This is a genomic window from Glaciecola sp. MF2-115 (assembly GCF_047250385.1).
GTDB lineage: Bacteria > Pseudomonadota > Gammaproteobacteria > Enterobacterales > Alteromonadaceae > Glaciecola.
In genome coordinates this window covers 110,027-130,865 of record NZ_JBLBVM010000046.1, presented here as the reverse complement: position 1 = coordinate 130,865, position 20,839 = coordinate 110,027, and the positions used below count along the sequence as shown (strand labels likewise).

Genomic DNA, 20,839 nt, shown 5'->3' with positions numbered 1-20,839 from the left:
TGAAAACAGGGCCAACCTGTTTTAGCTCTATCGATTTGCTGTCTGTTCTTCAAGCTCGATGTTGATACCCAATGAACGGATTTCTTTCAACAATACGTTGAACGATTCTGGCATGCCAGGCTCCATTCTATGGTCACCGTCTACGATGTTCTTATACATCTTAGTACGGCCGTTAACATCATCTGACTTAACAGTTAGCATCTCTTGCAAGGTATACGCAGCACCGTATGCTTCTAGTGCCCACACTTCCATCTCACCGAAGCGTTGACCACCGAATTGTGCTTTACCACCAAGTGGTTGTTGCGTAACCAAACTGTAAGAACCAGTAGAACGTGCATGCATCTTGTCATCAACCAAGTGGTTAAGTTTCAGCATGTACATGTAACCTACGGTAACAGGACGCTCGAAAGCTCTACCTGTGCGACCATCAAACAAAGTAATTTGGCCACTTTCAGGAATGTCTGCTAGTTTCAGCATTTCTTTGATTTCTGACTCACGTGCACCGTCGAATACCGGAGTAGCGACTGGAACACCTTTACGTAAGTTATTTGCCAAACGTGTTATTTCGTCATCAGAGAATGTATCGAGATCAACTTCTTGATGAGATTCACCAAGGTCATATATCTCTTTCAAGAAGCTACGCAATTTAGCCATTTCTTCTTGCTCTTTGATCATGCGGTCAATTTTCACACCTAAGCCATGGGCAGCCATACCTAAGTGAGTTTCAAGAATCTGACCGATGTTCATACGTGACGGTACACCCAATGGGTTTAACACGATGTCTACCGGCGTACCGTTTCCATCGTATGGCATATCTTCAACAGGTTGAATTGCTGAGATAACACCTTTGTTACCGTGACGACCAGCCATTTTATCACCTGGCTGAATATGACGTTTAACTGCAAGATAAACCTTAACGATTTTTAACACACCTGGTGCTAAGTCATCGCCTTGAGTGATCTTACGGCGTTTGTTTTCAAATTTCTTATCGAAGTCATTCTTCACTTCATCATGTTGCTGTGCACTTTGATCAAGCTCAGCTTGCGCATCTTCACTCTTCAGTGTGATGTCGAACCATTTTTCACGTGGCATGCTGTCTAATTTAGCTTGGTCAATACCAGACTTAAGTAATAAGTTCTGAGTACGAGCAAAGATACCGTCGGCTAGAATACCAAATTCATCACCTAGGTCTTTCTTCACTTGACGCAACTGCATATCTTCGATTTCTAACGCGCGCTTGTCTTTTTCAACACCATCGCGTGTAAACACCTGAACATCAATAACCGTACCACGAACGCTGTTAGGCACACGTAATGAAGTATCTTTAACGTCAGACGCTTTCTCACCAAAGATTGCTCGTAAAAGTTTCTCTTCTGGCGTAAGTTGAGTTTCACCTTTAGGTGTTACTTTACCTACTAGAATGTCGCCACCTTTCACTTCAGCACCGATATATACAACACCTGATTCATCAAGCTTGCCTAACGCAGATTCACCTACGTTTGGAATATCAGAACTGATTTCTTCTGGACCTAACTTAGTATCACGAGCGATACAGCTAAGTTCCTGAATGTGAATAGTTGTGAAACGATCTTCTTCTGCTACACGCTCAGAAATAAGAATTGAATCTTCGAAGTTATAACCATTCCAAGGCATGAATGCGATGCGCATGTTTTGGCCTAGAGCCAAATCACCTAAGTCAGTTGACGGACCGTCGGCCAGTACGTCACCAGTAACTATAGGGTCACCTACATTACAAGTTGGTTTTTGGTTAATACATGTATTTTGGTTTGAACGTGTGTACTTAGTTAAGTTGTAGATATCAATACCAGCTTCACCGGCTGTCATTTCTTCTTCATTAACTTTAACTACGATACGGCTCGCATCAACATAGTCGATAGTTCCGCCACGTTTAGCCACAACTGTTACACCAGAATCAACAGCAACCGTCTTCTCCATACCTGTTCCAACTAATGGCTTATCTGCCTTCAGTGTCGGTACAGCTTGACGTTGCATGTTCGATCCCATCAATGCACGGTTTGCATCATCGTGTTCTAGGAACGGGATAATACTTGCTGCGATTGATACGATTTGTTGTGGTGACACATCCATGTAGGTTATGTCATCTTTTTGCATTAGTGTGGTTTCACCACGGTGACGACAAGGGATCAAGTCTTCAACCAATGCATTTTTATCATCTAGAAGTACGTTTGCTTGTGCAATCGCAAATTGACCTTCTTCAATCGCTGATAAGTAATCGATGTCATCAGTAACAACACCATCTACAATGCGACGATATGGGGTTTCTAAGAAACCGAAGTCATTTGTTCTTGCGAAGCTAGCTAGAGAGTTAATCAAACCAATGTTTGGTCCCTCTGGCGTTTCGATTGGACATACACGACCATAGTGAGTCGGGTGTACATCTCGTACTTCAAAGCCTGCTCTTTCACGCGTAAGACCACCCGGACCTAATGCAGAAATACGACGTTTGTGCGTTACTTCTGATAGCGGGTTGTTCTGATCCATAAACTGAGACAATTGGCTTGAACCAAAGAACTCTTTTACAGCAGCAGAAATAGGCTTAGCATTAATCAAATCTTGCGGCATGATGGCATCTAAATCGCCAAGGCTTAAACGTTCTTTAACAGCACGTTCAACTCGTACCAAACCAACACGGAATTGGTTTTCTGCCATTTCACCAACAGAACGGATACGACGGTTACCTAAGTGATCGATATCATCAACTTCATCTTTACCGTCACGAATAGTGATAAGTTGCTTCATTACCGCAACAATATCTTCTTTCGCAAGTGTGCCAGAACCAGTGAGTTCTTCACGGCCTAAGCGACGGTTAAACTTCATTCTACCTACAGCAGATAAATCGTATCTGTCTTCAGAGAAGAATAAGTTATCAAACAAGGTTTCTGCGGCGTCTTTAGTTGGTGGCTCACCAGGACGCATCATGCGGTAGATTTCTACAAGCGCTTCTAATTTATTAGTGCTTCCATCAATCTTAATTGTATCTGAAATATAAGAACCGTGATCAAGCTCGTTGATATACAAAGTTTCAAATTCAGTTACACCAAGTTCGCGCAATTCGAGTAAGTTTTCTAATGTCACTTCATCGTTTGCGTTAACTACCACTTCACCAGTTTCTTCGTTAACGAAAGTCTTAGCATAAATTTTGCCAAGTAAGTATTCAGCTGGAACTTCCAACTCAGTAACTTTTGCTTTCTCTAACGCGCGAGTATGGCGAGCAGATACTCTTCGACCTGTTTCTACGATCACTTCACCTTTGCCATCCATGATGTCAAATTGTGCAGTTTCACCACGTAAACGATCAGGAACAACGTCCATCATCAGTTTATCTTTGTCTATACGAACAATGGTTTTGTCGAAGAATAAATCGAGGATTTCTTCAGTGCTCATTTCTAAGGCACGAAGGATTATTGTCGCTGGTAATTTTCTACGACGGTCGATTCGAACAAATAAATTATCTTTCGGATCGAACTCGAAATCCAACCATGAACCACGGTATGGAATAACGCGCGCATTATAAAGTACTTTACCAGACGAGTGAGTTTTGCCCTTATCATGATCAAAGAAAACACCCGGTGAACGATGCAACTGAGACACGATTACACGCTCAGTACCATTGATCACAAACGTACCGTTTTCAGTCATCAGTGGGATTTCACCCATATATACTTCTTGTTCTTTGATGTCTTTAACTGTACCCGGAGCTGCTTCTTTATCAAACAAGACAAGACGCAGCTTGACTCGTAAAGGAGCTGAATAAGTTACACCACGAATTTGACATTCTTTCACGTCAAAAACGGGCTCGCCTAAGCGATATGCTACATACTGTAACTCACTGTTACCGCTGTAGCTTTTTATTGGAAACACAGAGCGGAATGCCGCTTCTAAGCCATATTGACCATCAGGATCTTGGTCAATGAACTTCTTAAATGAGTCCAGTTGGATTGAAAGGAGGTATGGAATTTCCAATACCTGGGGGCGCTTGCCAAAATCCTTACGGATACGTTTCTTTTCACTATTAGAGTAAACCATGGGTTCCTCAGCCGACTGATTTTAGACCCAACCTGCTACACGCACAGCTTTTTTGTGTAACAAACATCCAGTACCCTTTTAGTAGGGCATTAACCTAAGCATACATTATTAAAAGCTAGAAAGCTTTTTAATGAAAACAAAAACTTAAGGTTGAACACCAACGCATATTTGGATAGCAAACAAAGGGTGAAATATTGCATATCCTACAGCGCAAAAAGGCAGGTGATTAAAAATCACCTGCCTGAGCCTGTTAAGGCCAGTAATTAGAAATACTAATTACTTAACTTCTACTTCAGCACCAGCTTCTTGTAGTGCTTTTTGCAATTCTTCAGCTTCGCCTTTCGACACGCCTTCTTTAATTGCTTTAGGTGCAGATTCAACTACGTCTTTAGCTTCTTTCAAGCCAAGACCAGTTGCGCCGCGTACTGCTTTGATAACAGCAACTTTGTTAGCACCGAATGAAGTAAGAACTACGTCAAATTCAGTTTTCTCTTCAACAGCTTCTGCTGCTGCAGCTGGACCAGCTACTGCTACTGCTGCTGCTGCAGATACGTTGAATTTTTCTTCTGCCGCTTCGATCAGTTCTACCAATTCCATAACTGGCATTTCTGCGATTGCGTTTAAAATATCATCTTTGGTTAGAGCCATTTCTCTAAACTCCTGGGTTTAATGTTAAAAATTTATAATGCCAAAAAAGAAAATTATTTTTCTTCTTTGATCGCCGCCAATACACGCACAAACTTGCCAGGCACTTCGTTGATAGTACGAACGAATTTCTCGGCAGGTGCTTTGAAGGTTGCAAGTAATCTTGCAAGTGCTTCGTCGCGGGTCGGTAGTGAAGCTACTGCGTCCAACTTATCTGGACCTAGTAGACCGCTACCAATTGACAATGCTGTTACTACTAACTTGTCGTTCTTTTTAGAGAAGTCTTTGAACAAGCGCGCTGCGCCGCCCGGTGCTTCAATAGAAAAACCATAAATTAGAGGACCAACTAAGGCACTGTCGATGTCAGCAAATTTACTTTCTGCCAATCCACGTTTAGCTAGAGTATTACGCACAACCTTAAGGTATACGCCTTGCTCACGAGCTTGTATGCGGAGGTCAGTAAGTTCATGAACTTCCATCCCACGGTATTCAGCGACGGCAACGGATAGAGCGCGAGAAGCAACTTCTTCAATTTCAGCTACGATCTCTTTTTTTGCTGCTAAGCCTAATGCCACTGAGTTCACCTTCTTAAAATCTGAATTGAGCTAGAGCCTTTCGGCCTTCACTTTCTTCAGTGTTTACAGATTGATACTCGATATACTGGATGAAAACATCTGAAGCATATCTCGTACCGCTCTACGGTGTTCATTCCCAGAGAGTCTGAGTTGAAACCACCGTCTGCGCAGGTAGTATTAAGCTATGGCATTCGCTTCTTTCGAAGTGTGTGAAAGTTCTCTTACCTCTTTCACTGCCCAGCGCCTGCGGTCTTGGACGGGAGTTGACTTACGCTTTTGGCGTAAACAACTCCAACCCACAACCTTTCAGAGAGAAGTTAATTAAGCTCTTTGACTCAATGAACTCTGGTCAAGTACTACACCAGCGCCCATAGTTGTGCTTAAACTAACTTTTGCTATATATGTACCCTTAGCTGAAGAAGGCTTCGCTTTCTTCAATGCTTCTAGCAATGCTTCAAGGTTCTCTTGAATTTGGTTTGCTTCAAAAGCAATTTTACCAATGCTAGCGTGGATAATACCGTTCTTATCGTTACGGTATCTAACCTGACCCGCTTTAGCGTTCTTAACCGCTGTAGCAACGTCTGGAGTAACCGTACCCGTTTTAGGGTTAGGCATAAGACCACGTGGACCAAGGATTTGACCTAGTGTACCAACAACACGCATTGCGTCTGGGCTAGCAACTACTACGTCGAAATTCATTTCGCCTTTCTTCACTAATTCAGCAAGGTCTTCCATACCAACGATGTCAGCACCAGCTTCTTTAGCAGCTTCAGCGTTTGCACCTTGAGTAAATACAGCTACGCGAACTTCTTTACCAGTACCGTTAGGTAGTACAGTTGCACCACGAACGTTTTGGTCAGATTTACGTGCATCGATACCCAAGTTAATTGCTACGTCAACGCTCTCAGCGAACTTAACTGTTGCAAGTTCCTTAAGTAACGCTACCGCTTCATTAATTTCGTATTCTTTACTTGCGTCAACTTTCTCAGCGATGTTGCGCATTCTTTTAGATAATTTAGCCATTCGATTAACCCTCTACTACCAAGCCCATGCTACGAGCAGAACCCGCGATGGTGTTTACCGCAGCGTCTAAACTAGCCGCTGTAAGATCTGGTTCTTTTGTTTTTGCAATCTCTTCAAGCTGAGCGCGGGTAACTTTACCTACTTTCTCAGTGTTAGGACGGCCAGAACCTTTCTTAAGGCCCGCTGCTTTCAACAATAGGAAAGCTGCTGGAGGAGTTTTTGTTACGAATGTAAAAGAGCGATCTTCATATACAGTAATTTCTACTGGTACTGGAGCGCCTTTTTCAAGAGATTCTGTTTTTGCATTAAATGCTTTACAGAATTCCATGATATTTACACCATGTTGACCTAGTGCAGGACCAACTGGAGGACTAGGGTTTGCAGCACCTGCCGCAACTTGTAGCTTAATTAAGCCAGTGACTTTCTTCGCCATTATATTTACTCTCTATTAGTGGGTATAACGCCTTGAAGATACAGAGAATATCTTCTCAAACGGCTTCCCGATGCATAAAAAAGGGCGCAAAGTATAGGCTTTTACTGCATTAAAAACAAGCCTTAATTCAAGTTTATTTCAATTTAGCCGAAATACCCAAAACCGCCCAATCATGTATAAAAAAATCCAGCTTGCAGGCCGGATTTTTGAATCTTACGTTTTTTGAAAAGTGATGTAGGCTTAGCCTTTTTCCACTTGTCCAAATTCTAACTCTACCGGCGTTGAACGACCGAAGATTAGTACTGAAACTTTTAAGCGGCTCTTTTCGTAATCGACTTCTTCGACAACACCGTTGAAGTCTGCGAAAGGACCGTCGGTAACACGAACAACTTCGCCCGGTTCGAACAATGTCTTCGGCTTAGGTTTATCGACACCTTCTTCTAGGCGATTAAGAATTGCATCAGCTTCTCTTTGCGTGATTGGCATTGGTCGATCAGAAGTACCACCAATGAAACCTAAAACGCGAGGAATGCTTTTCACTAAATGCCATGAGTCTTCGTTCATTTCCATTTCAACTAGTACATAGCCTGGGAAGAACTTACGCTCAGATTTGCGTTTTTGACCAGCGCGCATCTCAACCACTTCTTCAGTCGGTACTAGGATTTCACCGAAGTAGTCTTCCATGCCATGCATCTTAATGTATTCTAGTAATGTCTTTTTAACACGACCTTCATACTGTGAGAATGCTTGAACTACATACCATTTCTTGTCAGACATGATTACACTCCGATGTTAGTGATTAAGCCAATTACCCAGACTAATATCATATCAATAAAATACAACATTATACCAACAACCGCTGTAGCTAAAAGAATGATAAGAGTCATGCGATTTGCTTCGCTGCGACTTGGCCAAATGACCTTGCGAACTTCAGTACGCGCATCTTTTGCGAAAATAAAGAAATCGCTTCCTTTTTGCGTTGTAGCAGCAATGCCTAACGACACAACAACGATCCCAACAGCAGCAAGCGCTCTGTATAGAACCGAAATTTCTTCGTATGCACTATATGCGTAAACTAAACCACCTAAAAGGGCGATTACTATAATCCATTTCACTAAGTCTAACGGGTTAGACGCGTTTTCTGCCTTATCACTCATCAGTGTTACCCTAAGCTAGCTTCACCAAAATATGGCGAGCTATTAATTAATTCTTTACGCCGGACCAAGCCACTAAAAAGTGGCAGGGGTGGAGGGACTCGAACCCCCAGCCATCGGTTTTGGAGACCGCTGTTCTACCAATTGGAACTACACCCCTAAATCCGTACGATACATTTTACAGTTACATTTCCCTTGTGATGTTGTGTTCTTGGAAGGAAGTCATCAGCGTCATAAGGGAGGGAGGCGTATTATACTCATGCAAGCAAGTTATACAAGTACCTTACACAGCTTAGTTACACAATGTATGAAATTACTGCGCTTGATTTGCGAATTGTTTATAGAAAGATTCAGCTTTTGCTCGAAATATAAACCACAACGACAAGCTAATTGATATCGAATCAGGCTACTTTGTGAAGTGATTTTAAGCTGAATCAAACAGGCATCGAAGTTAAGTGCTCTACCGTCGATAACAGTTTCATTTTATCAATTGGCTTTGAAATAAAGTCGTTCATACCGGCTTCCAAGCACGCTGCTCTATCTTCTGCAAAAGCATTTGCAGTTAATGCTACAATCGGCGTTTTAAGTTTATATTGATTACGAAGCTGTCGTGTAGCTGATAAGCCATCAAGGACAGGCATTTGCAGATCCATTAAAATAAGATCGAAGTCTTGTACTAAACAAGCACTAATCGCTTTTTCTCCATTGAAAACCAACGATACCTCATAACCCTCGTTTTCAAGCATTGACTTAACAACCTCAGCATTAATCTCGTTGTCTTCAACTACTAAGATGTGTTTTGATTGATTGGAATTTTTGTTGTTATTTAACGAGTTTTGCTCAACGAGGTTTTGAAGCTCAACTAAATCCCTTTCGACAGCGTGGCGGTCTATCGGTTTAGCATGTGTGCGCCAAATGGCATTTCTAACTTCATCAGAGCATTCAAGGTGCTCTAAGACTGCTGACACTAATAGTATATATGGCATGTGTTTAAGATTTGCATCTAACATTGCTTCGATCGTTTCAACACCATCCATATTTGGGATTGAGAGATCCATGATCACTAAATCGAACTGCTCAGGCTTGTCCGATAAAAAGTCATGTGCGGATTCATAAGCCTTCGCCTTTAATCCTTGAAGTTTGACTAAATGCTCAAAGTATTCGCGACTCGTTTGCAGATCATCGACGATGGCGCAGTTGAGCATGACATTTGACTGCACAACTAAGCTTCGCTTGTCTATCCGAATGGGGACACTAAAAGTAAAGGTACTGCCGACTCCAACGTCTGACTCGACAAACAATGCTCCATTCATCAAATCAGCTAACTTTTTAGAAATACTTAGGCCTAAACCTGTTCCACCATAAAGGCGAGTCGTCGTTTGATCTGCTTGTTCAAATTTATTAAAAATAGTTTGTTGATCTTCTTTACGAATACCGACTCCAGTATCTTTAATATCAAACGAAAGGTGAGCTTGCTGATTCTTTACTCTCATGCTCACATGCAGCGAAATTTGGCCTTTTTCCGTAAACTTAATAGCATTACTAATTAAATTATGAAGAACTTGGCTAATACGCAATCGATCGCCAATGACTGTGTATGCAAGATCTGTATCCTTCCTATAAACAAATTCTAGCCCTTTCTGCCTGCAATAAATCGAATGCAAGGAACATACGTCATCGATGAGTTGGTACAAATCAAAGGATATGTTTTCAATCTTTAATTTACCCGCCTCAATTTTTGATAAATCCAAAACATCATTGATTAAAACTAATAATTGACTGCCTGCATTTTTCGCTTTTTTTAAGTAAGCGTTGCTTTTGCTTGGGTTATCAATGGCCAGCTCAATCATACCAAATAAACCATTCATGGGAGTCCTGAGCTCATGACTCATACTAGCTAAAAATTCAGATTTTGCCTTACTCGCCTCTAAGGCCTTATTCTCCTCTTCTTTAGCTCTTAATAATGCATCATCGAGACTGACGATCGTTGAGGTGATTTTCTGCTCCATCGGCCTAAAAATCAAAAAAGCTTCCAACATCAGGAGTATAAGCGTGAGCATCCATAGGCCTAATTCCAGATTTTTGACAAACGACACTTTATTTTTCGCGTCAATTTCAAACTCTTGAACTATCTCATCTAAGAGTTTCAGTATTGCCTCTGTTTGTATTGTAGAGAATTCAACTGGAACATTGTTGCACGACGGTGCATTTGCAAACAAACGAGCAACATTAATAAAAGATCTGCTCTCTGCATCAACGTTTTTCGGCCCAAAATACATCGAATTTAGGGTGCCTGAAAGAGTAGGTAATGCCGTCAAAAACTGGTGATTACTTTCGAATTTGTCTATGTTCTCAATTAAATGCTCAGTGAACTCTGATTGCGATGCATTGCACTTCGATATCCTTTGAACAAATAGTGCAATTCGCTGAGACAACATACGCTGCTGGCCGGCGATGTTAATTACTTGTGCATCGTTGTCCTGAACCTTAAGTGTATAGCGCATCGATAAAGATGATGCAGAGACGACGATTGCTATGAGAAGCAATGCAGTTATATATCGAAGTTTAATAGACACGAAAATTCACTTTCCTCTTATATGAGTATACAAAAGTCGAAACATCGGTTTGTTAGCACTCATTCAGGGTATGCTTTTAGGTAAGGCTACACCAAAAAATCGAGAGCAACAAACACTGACGTATTAAGTGAGTGACTAGTTTGGAAACGCTTGTTTGCACCTTGTTTGTAATTGAGATAAACAATTGCATAAAGTACAGGACTACAAAAGTTTCCCCAAAAAAAGTTTATATGAGGATGCGGTAAAGAATATCGAGAGCTGTAGCAAGGCAATAGAATCGCTACATCCAGACTAAGCTCTCATAACAAGCTTAACTAATAAGAATATTTCTTTATTAAGTCTTCATAAACCGGGCTCGCTTTTACCCGTTTTAGCTCTGCGTTAAAGGCTGCCAATTGCTCGGGTGTAATACTTTTTTGGCTAAACATAACATAGGCATTACCGGTTTCTATCGAGATACCTTGGGCGATAATGTAATCTGATAAAGCTTTGCGTCGTAACAATGAAGCGCCGACAAAACTATCTTCTAAAAAGCCATCAATATCACCATCCATTAAACGCGCAACGTTGAGTTCTCCCATAATGGCATTGACAAACATTTTTGAAGTATCTGGGTCGTCAACAAGGCTTGCGACCTCGTCACCATAAAGATATTCAGCAACTACACCGACTTTTCCACCATTTTTTACAAATTCAGTGAGCGTATCGTAATCAAATTCTTCTTGCTCGCCATTTCGTATATACAAAGCAAACTCTTCCATTCGATAGGGGTCACTGAAAAACGCGAATTCCTCTCTTGCTGGGGTTTTTGACGCTCCCAACAGAACATCAATATCTCCATCTTTGAGTGATCCGAGTAAATCAATCCAAGTACCTTGTTCATAGTTGATTTCGCAACCCATTCGGTTAGCAACCAAAGTGACTAGTTCAATATCCAATCCAGCGACACGCCCGCCTACATCAGCATATTGGTAAGGTTCCCAAGCATCAAACCCCAAACGCAGAGTACAGTTATTAATTATGGGTTCGGAAACTGCAACTTCTTTCGCAGCAGGTAGGTTATTTTTCGTATTGTTTTGCTCGTCCTCAGCTTGTTCAGGTTGAGGACTGCAAGCAGCCAGTAAAAAGATGATAAGCAAGTAGCTAATTTTCATATGTCATTCCTTAAACTTTTCTTAAAGTATAAGATAGAATATGGATTTAGCTAATTTGTCAGTTTGTAGGCTTCAGGTAGGGGCTAGCTGGACATAGCCAAGCCAGACAACTTCACGCCTCGTTCACCTACATGGGCATCGTATCCAGTGCGCCCTTTTGCATAGCTTAATGACAAAATAAACTCATGGGCTTCAGCTTGTTTCGCCGCGTTAATCATATCCTCGTCAGTCGCGTCAGTTCGACCATAAATGATATTGTCGCGCACGCTACGATGCATCAATGATGTGTCTTGTGTCACCATGCTAATATGACTGCGCAAACTCTCTTGAGCAACATCTGTGATGTCCTGTCCATCGATCACAATCAGCGCTGAATTACTTACCATGAGCTCAGCCATTTTGTTGAACCTTAGCGCCGTCATATAGCAGCTTTAGTGTCTGATAAGGTCCAGATACAAAAACGTCTCCCTCTTTGAGGCCTTCGCTAATAACCTGTAGTTCGTAATTTGCTTCCCCTAAAGAAACTTCTTGTTGCGTGACGACGCCATTATCAACAATAAAAATAATTCCTTTCTCTTCATTAAGTCCACTATTGTAAACAATTGACTGAATCGGAATGGTTAACTGCTTGTCATATCTCTGATAAGTAATTTCCGCTCGTAAAGTCATGTCTGACTTAGTATCTTCCACACTATCAAGTAAGGTCGCTGTTACCTTGTATTTCAAGGGCTCATTTGCGATTGTAAGGAATATGTGAGGGCTAACTTTTTACTGCTCTACATAATCAAAAGCAATAATATACGCACTAAGCGTACTGGCTTCTCCAAGAAACCTCGACTTCAATCCCAAAAAAGGACGTATTAGATAGGTGAAGGGAACAGAAATCTGTCAGTGAAGAGTTTATAACTGACTGGTCAATAAAAAAGGTTTGTTGTCATTTGACAACAAGCCTTCTTATTACTATTGGTAGTATGGTTTACTTTGTTTTTCTAGCCAATCGAACACCCGCAAAGCCCAAGCCCATTAACAACAAAACGCCAGGAGCAGGAATATCGTTAGGAAAAACTTCCGCTGCAGTGCCTACAACACCTACAGTGAAACCATTCCAGTTTTCATTGCTTAGGCTTCTCCAAGTAACGGTATCAAACGCTCCTTTGAATTGAAGCGTTCCATGAGGTTCGCCGGTTCCGAGTAATCGATATTCCAACACACCGTTGCCAACATCGACTGTTTCTTTAAATGAAGTACCTGACCCCCAATAGCCAGAACTATTTCCATCCACACCGCCTACGCTCAAAATATCAAAATCTTGATCAAAGGCATAACCGTTACCGTTCAGGCTTACGTAAGAAAAAACGGGATTAGCGATTGCTTCAGAAAACACTAGAGTTTGATTACCGGCGTATCTAAGAGCGATAATATCAGTACCTGTAGGTATATTATCCACCTCTGCACTAGTGTATGGAGAATTAGCAGCGTTTCTGCCCGAGCGTGCATTTTGCCAGTAATCCGTTCCTCCTGAAGATTGATAGAAAGAGATCCCGTTGGCATTTGTATAGGTCACGTTAATAACACTAGTATTCGTTGTAATCGTACCGCTACTTTCAAACCCTGTTGAAGGATCTGTGTCTGAACCAAGCCAATCGGTCCAAAAAATTTCAGCTGCACCAACGTTTGCACAGCCAGTAATCAACACAAAAGTCGATAAAACCCTCGATAACTTGTACTTCATATATATTTCCTTATAAAACTCAATTAATTATGTTTTTAGTTGTTGAATTTGACAATCATTGGAGTTTTATGCAGGTATTACGCCAAACCGTAAAGCATTGAATATTATAACTTTTTAAGCAAGTTGTCGGATTAAATAAGTATTACTGTAAAAAAAACTGACAAATTAGCTGTTTTTTTTGAGAAATTTTTTACATAAAAGAGTTGGTATTCAGGGGGAGCAAATCAACTCCCAGATCTCTTTAGCAGTACTTGTTTATTTTAATTTTAGTTCTAGGCAACTAACTGTTTATATTGGTTTATGTTGAGTGGAGGGAAATTATTTTACTATAGATTGATTGGGAGGTCCCGTCCTTCGACGGGATGACGGGATGACGGGATGAAGTTGTAGTACATGCGACTTCTGCTTACTTAGTCTACGCCAATAAAACCGCCAGTTTGATGCGCCCACAATTTAGCGTAAATACCGTTTTGTGCGAGCAACTCCTGATGACTTCCTGATTCAACCACCATTCCTTTATCCAACACTAATAAACGATCCATTTGTGCAATCGTAGATAATCTATGTGCAATTGCTAGTACCGTCTTTTTCTCCATGATTGTGTTCAAGCACTGCTGTATCGCAGCTTCAACTTCTGAGTCTAATGCAGAGGTCGCTTCATCAAGAATCAGGATTGGCGCGTCTTTCAGCATCACTCTTGCAATCGCGATACGCTGCCTTTGTCCGCCCGACAACTTCACGCCTCGTTCACCTACATGGGCATCGTATCCAGTGCGCCCTTTTGCATCGCTTAATGACAAAATAAACTCATGGGCTTCAGCTTGTTTCGCTGCGTTAATCATGTCGTCGTCAGTCGCGTCAGTTCGACCATAAATGATGTTGTCACGCACACTACGATGCATCAATGAAGTGTCTTGTGTCACCATGCTGATATGACTGCGTAAACTCTCTTGAGCAACATCTGTGATGTCCTGTCCATCGATCACGATCTTGCCGCTCTGAATGTCGTAAAAGCGCAGAAGTAAATTAACTAAGGTAGATTTACCTGCGCCAGAGCGCCCTACAAGGCCAACTTTCTCACCGGCTTTGATGTTGATATTTAGTTTATCAAAGACATTAATTTCATTATTATTCTTAGCTAAGTAAGCAAAATTAACATCTTTAAACTCGACAGCACCGCCTTGCATCTTAAGCCGTGGGGCATCTTTTTTATCTTCAATGGTCGCACGCATAGCCAAAGTATTGATACCGTCCTGCACCGTGCCAATATTTTCAAATAAGGCTGACACTTCCCACATTATCCACTGTGACATGCCATTTAGACGCAAACTTAAACTGACAGCAATAGCAATATCACCAGGCGAAACCACACCGTTAACCCATAAGTAAATAGCTAAAGCAGATATTGAGAAAACAAGTAAGGAATTACTTAGCCAAACGCAAGCTTGTAGCACCGTTACCAAGCGCATCTGTGGGTAAACCGTTTGTAAAAAACCGTCCATTCCCTCACGCGCATAATCTTCTTCGCGTTTGTTATGCGAGAACAACTTAACCGTCATTATATTAGTGTAACTATCGATGATGCGCCCAGTCATGATTGAACGAGCATCGGCTTGTTTTTGCGATATCTGTTTTAGCTTTGGAAGCAATACACGAAGAATAACAACGTATACCACCAACCAAACCAACAGTGGCACACTTAAACGCCAGTCAGTAGAAAATACCAGTACAATAATACTGATGAAATACACGCAAATATACACCGCGAGATTCATTATCTTCATCACGGTTTCACGCACCGACAAAGCAGTTTGCATTACTTTTGTAGCAACTCGACCAGCAAATTCATCTTGATAAAATGACAAGCTTTGCCCTAATAGATATCGATGAGCCTGCCATCGGATGCGCATAGGAAAATTACCCAAGAGCGATTGATGAGTAAGTGCCGACTGCAATATAACGAGCACCGGCAGGAATATCATAACGACCAAGCCCATCCAGATAAGGCTATTCATTTCTTCTTCTATGAATGTGGTTTTATCACGGCTGGCAAACCAGTCCACTAATTGACCCATATACCCGAATAATGAAACCTCTAAAACTGCCACCAAGGCACTAATAATGGACACAGCAAAAAGCACGGGCCACATACCGGTAGAGTAGTAACGACAAAACGCGATAAAGCTTTTAGGTGGTTGCGCAGGTACAGTATCCGGAAATGGTTTAGTAAGATTTTCAAAGAATGAAAACATGCTCTCTCTTTATATTAAAGGTTATATTATGGTTAATATTGCGGGCGCTGAAAAAATTGCTTGGATTGAAAACGAAGTAAGACAATGCCGCCATTCTAAAGGCAGCATTGTAACAAGTCTGAGCGCTTATTAAAGAAATTTAGCGAACAGTTTTACAAGCCAAAAAGCTACGATACCGAACTGAATAAGGAAGAAAGCAAAACGTATTTGAATGGCCAAAGTTGATGTTGATATCAAATGGACAATGGATTGCCCCAACCTTGCTCCCATTAAAATATACGCCAGTCCGTTGGTGATCGCAGTTGAATCGGTTGCAATCGCCACGAGTAACACACCACCAATAAAGCTAAAGCTTTCAACACAGTTGGCTTGTGCTCGGGTTAATCGATTCCCAAATGCAGGTACATCGGAACCATCGGCTTTGAACTTCAGTCCTCGGAATTTCCCAGTTAATGACATATAACTGCGATATGAAGCTAATCCAAGCAACAAAACCAATATCCAAGTGATGTAGGCAACTAATACAATTATTGAAGCGTTCATTCATTTTCTCCTTTTTGTTTAACTATCCATCAGTCAGTTTAATGTTACAAGTTATTTCAATTTACTGTTTCTAGTTGATTCTTTTTGCGATGGCTATAAGGTGTTGTTCATCAAAAAATCCGAATAACAGGACGAATAAATGAAACATCTTAAAAAGGCACTGCTTGCCCTCAGCGTCGCTATAGCAGTTGGCGCATGTACTCCGGCTCAAGAAACGAGTAATGAAACAAGCCAAGTTGCAGCACAACAACAACGTGCCATGAAGTCAGGTATTATCACTGAAAACATGGACTTGAGCGTAAAGCCGGGTGATGATTTCTTCAACTATGTAAACGGTACTTGGTTGAAAAAGATAGAAATTCCAGCAGATAAAGCGACCTACGGTAGCTTTGCTATACTGGCCGACGAAGCTCAAGAAAACGTTAAAGCGATTATTGATACCGCATCACAAGGTGACTTTCCTGTTGGTTCTGACGAACAAAAAGTAGGTGACATGTACAGCTCCTACATGAATGTCGACAAGCGCAACGAGCTGGGTGTAACGCCTCTTAAACCCGAGTTAGAAAAAATAGCCGGCATCAGCACTTATGACGACTTAATCGAATATTTTGCCTATGCAACTAAGTATGGTTACGGAACGCCTGTCAGCTTCTTCCACTATGCGGATTTTAAATCACCAAATGAGTATGCCTTGTATACTTGGCAGGACGGTATCGGCTTGCCCGATCGTGACTACTATTTTAAAGATGATGAGGATAGCAAAAAGATCCTTGCAGCTTACCAAGCACATATCGAGAGAATGTTCGGTATAGCGGGCATTGATAATGGCAAAAAGCACGCTGCCACCTTGCTAGCCTTGGAAACTAAAATTGCCCAGCATCACATGAAAAAAGAGCAAGCAAGAAACTGGGCTGAAAACTACAGCAGATTAAGCATGGACGAGTTAAAGGCCTTGATGCCTAATTTTAACTGGGACAGTTTTGTTAAAGCCACAGGCTTTGACATGCCAGAAAGCATGATCGTAATGCAAAATGACTTTCTTGCAGGTATTGATAAAGTTATCGCCGAAACATCGATAGATGACTGGAAAACGTTTTTACAATGGGGCCTGATTAATTCATCTGCTGGCTCATTGAATATGGAAATGGATAAAGCGAATTTCGATTTTTATAGCACTGTTTTATACGGTGTAGAAGAACAGCGCCCTATGTGGCGTCGAGCAACTGGTCTATTGAACAGTACACTTGGCGAGGTCATTGGCAAAGTATACGTAAAACAACATTTTCCACCTGAAGCTAAACAGCGCATGCAGGTGATGGTAGATAATCTGCTTTCCGCTTATGAAGTGAGTATTAAAGAACTTGATTGGATGACCGATGAAACGCGTTTGCAAGCACTTGATAAGTTGTCGAAATTTACTGTAAAAATTGGTTATCCTGATAAATGGAAAGACTACTCTGCACTGCAAGTGTCCGATAGCGATTTATTCGGCAATTTGAGGAATGCTGCTGATGTTACTTATGCAGAGGAGCTTGCTAAACAAGGTAAACCTGTCGATAAAACTGAATGGGGAATGACACCTCAAACAGTTAATGCTTATTACAATCCAACAGCTAACGAAATTGTGTTTCCTGCTGCAATATTACAGCCCCCTTTCTTCGACTTAAATGCTGAAGACGCGGTTAACTATGGCGGTATTGGCGCGGTAATCGGACATGAAATTGGGCACGGTTTCGATGACTCAGGTAGCACTTTTGACGGTGACGGCATGCTTCGAAACTGGTGGACAGAAGCTGATCGTAAAGAGTTTAAGGATAGAACCAGCAAGCTTGTTGAACAATACAATGCCTTTGAACCCTTGGAAGGTGTCTTTGTAAACGGTGAATTCACCCTTGGTGAAAATATCGGAGACCTTGGCGGTATCAGTATTGCGTTAAAAGCTTATGAAATGTCATTGAATGGCGCTGAGGCTCCAGTTCTGGATGGTTTTACAGGTGAGCAACGCGTATTTATCGGCTTCGGACAAGTCTGGGCTGGCAAATATCGTGACGAGGCAATGAAAAGCCAGATCAATACTAACACTCACTCGCCAGCACAATATCGTGCAAATGGTTCGGTTCGAAATGTACCAGAGTTTTACACTGCGTTTGACGTTAAACCGACGGATGAGTTATATCTTCCTGACGAAGAGCGCGTAAAAATTTGGTAATCAATACTGCTTACATTAATTTGTAAGCATTGGTGCTCCCTAGGCCCCAAAATGGAAAAGCCACGTTTATATACGTGGCTTTTTCATATCTCAATAAACTTATCTACAACACAATTTACTACTTAGAGGCAAACTACCCTGCTTTAGCGATGTCATCAACAATAGACAATGCAACAGCCTCCGCCACTCGAATACCATCAATGCCTGCCGACCATATACCACCAGCATAACCCGCACCTTCTCCTGCGGGATATAAACCTTGCACGTTGATACTTTGGTAATCTTCGTCACGCTTTATACAAATAGGTGAAGATGTGCGCGTTTCGACGCCGGTTAACAAACCATCATTTTTAGCGAAGCCTTTTATTTGGCGATCGAAAGCTGGGATCGCTTCACGAATAGCGTTGCTTACGAAGTCAGGAACGACTTTGCTTAAATCGGTTAAGGTAATGCCCGGCGTATAGGAAGGTTTCACTTCACCTACTTCATCGCTCGACTTGCCTGCTAAAAAGTCACCGATTAGCTGAGCTGGAGCATGATAGTTTTCCCCACCAACATGAAAAGCTAGCTCTTCCAAGCTTCGCTGCAACTCAATGCCAGCCAGAGGATGACCTGGGAAGTCTTCTTCAGGCGTAATCCCAACCACAATCGCACTATTTGCATTACGTTCATGTCGCGAATATTGGCTCATGCCATTGGTAACAACCTTACCCGGCTCTGATGCTGCGGCGACAACTGTTCCTCCTGGGCACATACAAAAACTATAAACCGTGCGGCCATTTTTACAGTGATGAACCAGTTTATAATCCGCAGCACCTAAAATTGGGTTGCCTGCGTTATCACCAAAGCGACGCTTATCAATCATACTTTGCTCGTGCTCAATTCGAAAACCGACTGAAAAAGGCTTGGCTTCAATATAAACGCCTTGTTCGAACAAAGAGGTAAATGTGTCTCTCGCGCTATGGCCTATGGCTAACACAACCTTATCGCACTCTAAATACTCACCGCCAGATAAGTGAAGTCCTTTAATTTTGTAATTTTCTCCAACGCTATCTAAATCTAGCTTTTCAACTCTTGTGCTAAAACGGAATTCGCCGCCTAAAGAAATAATCTTTTCACGCATTTTCTCCACCATATTGACCAGCTTGAAGGTACCAATATGGGGTTTGCTAACATACATGATTTCTTCTGGAGCACCGGCTGCAACAAATTCGTTGAGAACTTTGCGGCCATAATGCTTGCGGTCTTTAACTTGGCTGTATAGCTTTCCGTCGGAAAAAGTCCCTGCTCCGCCCTCTCCAAATTGCACATTAGATTCGGGGTTTAAAGCCTTTTTACGCCAGAATCCAAAGGTGTCCTTGGTTCTCTCTCGCACTTCTTTTCCGCGCTCTAAAATAATTGGCTTGAAGCCCATTTGAGCGAGAATCAGTGCAGCGAACAAACCGCAAGGACCAAGTCCAACTACAACAGGTCTATGTTTCATATTAGCAGGTGCTTCGGCAACAAATTTGTAAGTCATATCTGGCGTTAAACGCACATGTGAGTCTTTGTTAAATTGCTGCAATAGTTGATCTTGCTGTTTAACTTCGACGTCCAATGTATAGATAAGTTGAATATTTTTGTTGTTTCGCGCGTCATAACCGCGTTTGAAAAGATTGAAAGATATTAGCTGATCTTTGCTTATTTTAAGTTTGCCTAAAATAGCCAATTCGAGCGCTTGCTCGTCATGATCAAGGGGGAGTTTAATATCGGTTAAACGCAACATAATTCACTTACTCTATAAAACGCCGGACAGCCTCTCTGTCAGGGCTCGCCATTTTAAAGCAGATGCGTTTTTTTAGATAGCCCTGATTCTGTAGCTTGTTTGGTCATGCTCATTAGTTATGTTCTGAGGGCAAGAGAGCGTCAATCTTTACGTATAGTTCTTAAAAGGAATATACCTAATGTAATAACAAAAAACGCAAGCATTGACGGTGAAGATACTTTTTGAATGTTGATAGTGACGCTGTCAGTTGAAGTTGAATAAGTGTAGGAACCAGTAACTAGGCCAAGACTTAAGAAGCTTTGTCCAGTAATAGTTGTAGAGCCGCTGAGCGCAGTGCCACTGAAATAATTAGTAGGTAAAAATACCAAACCGTTTTGTTGTAGGAGGTCAATACCAAAAACACTTCCTGTAAAAGCAGATCCTGGAGCAAAGCTCGTCCCAGTGCCAAATAATCCATCACTGCTTATGATCCCATTATAGGCATCCCAGGTTCCACTTCCCACCGAGGCTACACTGCCTCCCGTAATAAACCCGCCAGAAAAACTTGACGAGCCAACCACAGACGACCCAGAGGTATTGAAAGAGCCACTGCCGAGTAGAATAATGTCGTTGCCGGATTCAAAAATATCGATAATTAACCCTGCATTTGCCAAATTGCTTGTTGTTAATAACAACGCTATAAAAAAACATTTAATCGAATAAAATTTCAT

Annotated in this window: 16 protein-coding genes, 1 tRNA gene and 1 pseudogene; 1 reads left to right on the top strand and 17 read right to left on the bottom strand. The window is 41.6% G+C overall.

Annotated features, from left to right (window positions below):
• Positions 1-27: 27 nt before the first annotated feature.
• The 15 genes and pseudogenes from rpoB to ACKLNX_RS07010 form a co-directional block, all read right to left on the bottom strand.
• Positions 28-4,068, bottom strand: coding sequence for a DNA-directed RNA polymerase subunit beta (gene rpoB, locus ACKLNX_RS07080; RefSeq protein ID WP_412971793.1), 4,041 nt, complete (start codon positions 4,066-4,068; stop codon positions 28-30).
• Positions 4,069-4,344: 276 nt separating this feature from the next.
• Positions 4,345-4,716 (bottom strand): 50S ribosomal protein L7/L12, encoded by a 372-nt coding sequence (gene rplL, locus ACKLNX_RS07075; protein ID WP_412971792.1) that lies wholly within the window; start codon positions 4,714-4,716, stop codon positions 4,345-4,347.
• A gap of 53 nt (positions 4,717-4,769) precedes the next feature.
• The gene (gene rplJ / locus ACKLNX_RS07070) at positions 4,770-5,288 is read right to left on the bottom strand and encodes a 50S ribosomal protein L10 (RefSeq protein ID WP_411694562.1); all 519 of its coding nucleotides are present in this window, start codon (positions 5,286-5,288) and stop codon (positions 4,770-4,772) included.
• 321 nt (positions 5,289-5,609) lie between these two features.
• Positions 5,610-6,311 carry a 50S ribosomal protein L1 gene (rplA, locus tag ACKLNX_RS07065; RefSeq protein ID WP_412971791.1) on the bottom strand — a complete coding sequence of 234 codons (702 nt, stop codon included), beginning with the start codon at positions 6,309-6,311 and terminating at the stop codon, positions 5,610-5,612.
• A 4-nt stretch (positions 6,312-6,315) separates the two neighbouring features.
• Positions 6,316-6,744 (bottom strand): 50S ribosomal protein L11, encoded by a 429-nt coding sequence (rplK, locus tag ACKLNX_RS07060; protein WP_411694560.1) that lies wholly within the window; start codon positions 6,742-6,744, stop codon positions 6,316-6,318.
• 240 nt (positions 6,745-6,984) lie between these two features.
• Positions 6,985-7,521 (bottom strand): transcription termination/antitermination protein NusG, encoded by a 537-nt coding sequence (nusG, locus tag ACKLNX_RS07055; protein WP_412971790.1) that lies wholly within the window; start codon positions 7,519-7,521, stop codon positions 6,985-6,987.
• A gap of 2 nt (positions 7,522-7,523) precedes the next feature.
• A complete protein-coding gene (secE, locus tag ACKLNX_RS07050) occupies positions 7,524-7,901 on the bottom strand; it encodes a preprotein translocase subunit SecE (RefSeq protein WP_411694558.1) in 378 nt (125 codons plus the stop codon).
• A gap of 80 nt (positions 7,902-7,981) precedes the next feature.
• Positions 7,982-8,058: transfer RNA gene (locus tag ACKLNX_RS07045), tRNA-Trp, on the bottom strand.
• 274 nt (positions 8,059-8,332) lie between these two features.
• Positions 8,333-10,474: a response regulator gene (locus ACKLNX_RS07040; RefSeq protein WP_412971789.1), complete on the bottom strand. Its 2,142-nt coding sequence runs from the start codon at positions 10,472-10,474 to the stop codon at positions 8,333-8,335.
• Between the two features lie 314 nt (positions 10,475-10,788).
• Positions 10,789-11,628 (bottom strand): substrate-binding periplasmic protein, encoded by an 840-nt coding sequence (locus ACKLNX_RS07035; protein WP_411694556.1) that lies wholly within the window; start codon positions 11,626-11,628, stop codon positions 10,789-10,791.
• 101 nt (positions 11,629-11,729) lie between these two features.
• A pseudogene (locus ACKLNX_RS07030) lies at positions 11,730-11,996 on the bottom strand (ABC transporter ATP-binding protein); the annotation flags it as partial.
• Between the two features lie 22 nt (positions 11,997-12,018).
• Entirely contained in the window at positions 12,019-12,354 is a 336-nt protein-coding gene (locus ACKLNX_RS07025; RefSeq protein WP_412971788.1) for a hypothetical protein, read from the bottom strand.
• A gap of 250 nt (positions 12,355-12,604) precedes the next feature.
• Complete coding sequence (locus tag ACKLNX_RS07020) at positions 12,605-13,360, bottom strand: PEP-CTERM sorting domain-containing protein (protein WP_412971787.1); 756 nt, start codon at positions 13,358-13,360, stop codon at positions 12,605-12,607.
• A gap of 410 nt (positions 13,361-13,770) precedes the next feature.
• A complete protein-coding gene (locus ACKLNX_RS07015) occupies positions 13,771-15,612 on the bottom strand; it encodes an ABC transporter ATP-binding protein (protein ID WP_412971786.1) in 1,842 nt (613 codons plus the stop codon).
• Positions 15,613-15,741: 129 nt separating this feature from the next.
• Positions 15,742-16,155: an MAPEG family protein gene (locus tag ACKLNX_RS07010; protein ID WP_411694554.1), complete on the bottom strand. Its 414-nt coding sequence runs from the start codon at positions 16,153-16,155 to the stop codon at positions 15,742-15,744.
• A 139-nt stretch (positions 16,156-16,294) separates the two neighbouring features.
• Here ACKLNX_RS07010 and ACKLNX_RS07005 point away from each other — a divergent pair, with 139 nt between their 5' ends.
• Positions 16,295-18,364: a M13 family metallopeptidase gene (locus ACKLNX_RS07005; RefSeq protein ID WP_412971785.1), complete on the top strand. Its 2,070-nt coding sequence runs from the start codon at positions 16,295-16,297 to the stop codon at positions 18,362-18,364.
• A 133-nt stretch (positions 18,365-18,497) separates the two neighbouring features.
• Here the strand turns inward: ACKLNX_RS07005 and ACKLNX_RS07000 are convergent, their stop codons facing one another.
• Positions 18,498-20,129, bottom strand: coding sequence for an NAD(P)/FAD-dependent oxidoreductase (locus ACKLNX_RS07000; protein ID WP_412971784.1), 1,632 nt, complete (start codon positions 20,127-20,129; stop codon positions 18,498-18,500).
• 140 nt (positions 20,130-20,269) lie between these two features.
• Positions 20,270-20,839, bottom strand: coding sequence for a hypothetical protein (locus tag ACKLNX_RS06995; protein WP_412971783.1), 570 nt, complete (start codon positions 20,837-20,839; stop codon positions 20,270-20,272).

Coding starts and splice junctions, on each gene's coding strand:
- rpoB (WP_412971793.1), bottom strand. CDS start 4,068: ATGGTTTACTCTAATAGTGAAAAGAAACGTATCCGTAAGGATTTTGGC.
- rplL (WP_412971792.1), bottom strand. CDS start 4,716: ATGGCTCTAACCAAAGATGATATTTTAAACGCAATCGCAGAAATGCCA.
- rplA (WP_412971791.1), bottom strand. CDS start 6,311: ATGGCTAAATTATCTAAAAGAATGCGCAACATCGCTGAGAAAGTTGAC.
- rplK (WP_411694560.1), bottom strand. CDS start 6,744: ATGGCGAAGAAAGTCACTGGCTTAATTAAGCTACAAGTTGCGGCAGGT.
- nusG (WP_412971790.1), bottom strand. CDS start 7,521: ATGTCTGACAAGAAATGGTATGTAGTTCAAGCATTCTCACAGTATGAA.
- secE (WP_411694558.1), bottom strand. CDS start 7,901: ATGAGTGATAAGGCAGAAAACGCGTCTAACCCGTTAGACTTAGTGAAA.
- ACKLNX_RS07035 (WP_411694556.1), bottom strand. CDS start 11,628: ATGAAAATTAGCTACTTGCTTATCATCTTTTTACTGGCTGCTTGCAGT.
- ACKLNX_RS07020 (WP_412971787.1), bottom strand. CDS start 13,360: ATGAAGTACAAGTTATCGAGGGTTTTATCGACTTTTGTGTTGATTACT.
- ACKLNX_RS07015 (WP_412971786.1), bottom strand. CDS start 15,612: ATGTTTTCATTCTTTGAAAATCTTACTAAACCATTTCCGGATACTGTA.
- ACKLNX_RS07010 (WP_411694554.1), bottom strand. CDS start 16,155: ATGAACGCTTCAATAATTGTATTAGTTGCCTACATCACTTGGATATTG.
- ACKLNX_RS07005 (WP_412971785.1), top strand. CDS start 16,295: ATGAAACATCTTAAAAAGGCACTGCTTGCCCTCAGCGTCGCTATAGCA.
- ACKLNX_RS07000 (WP_412971784.1), bottom strand. CDS start 20,129: ATGTTGCGTTTAACCGATATTAAACTCCCCCTTGATCATGACGAGCAA.
- ACKLNX_RS06995 (WP_412971783.1), bottom strand. CDS start 20,839: ATGAAATTTTATTCGATTAAATGTTTTTTTATAGCGTTGTTATTAACA.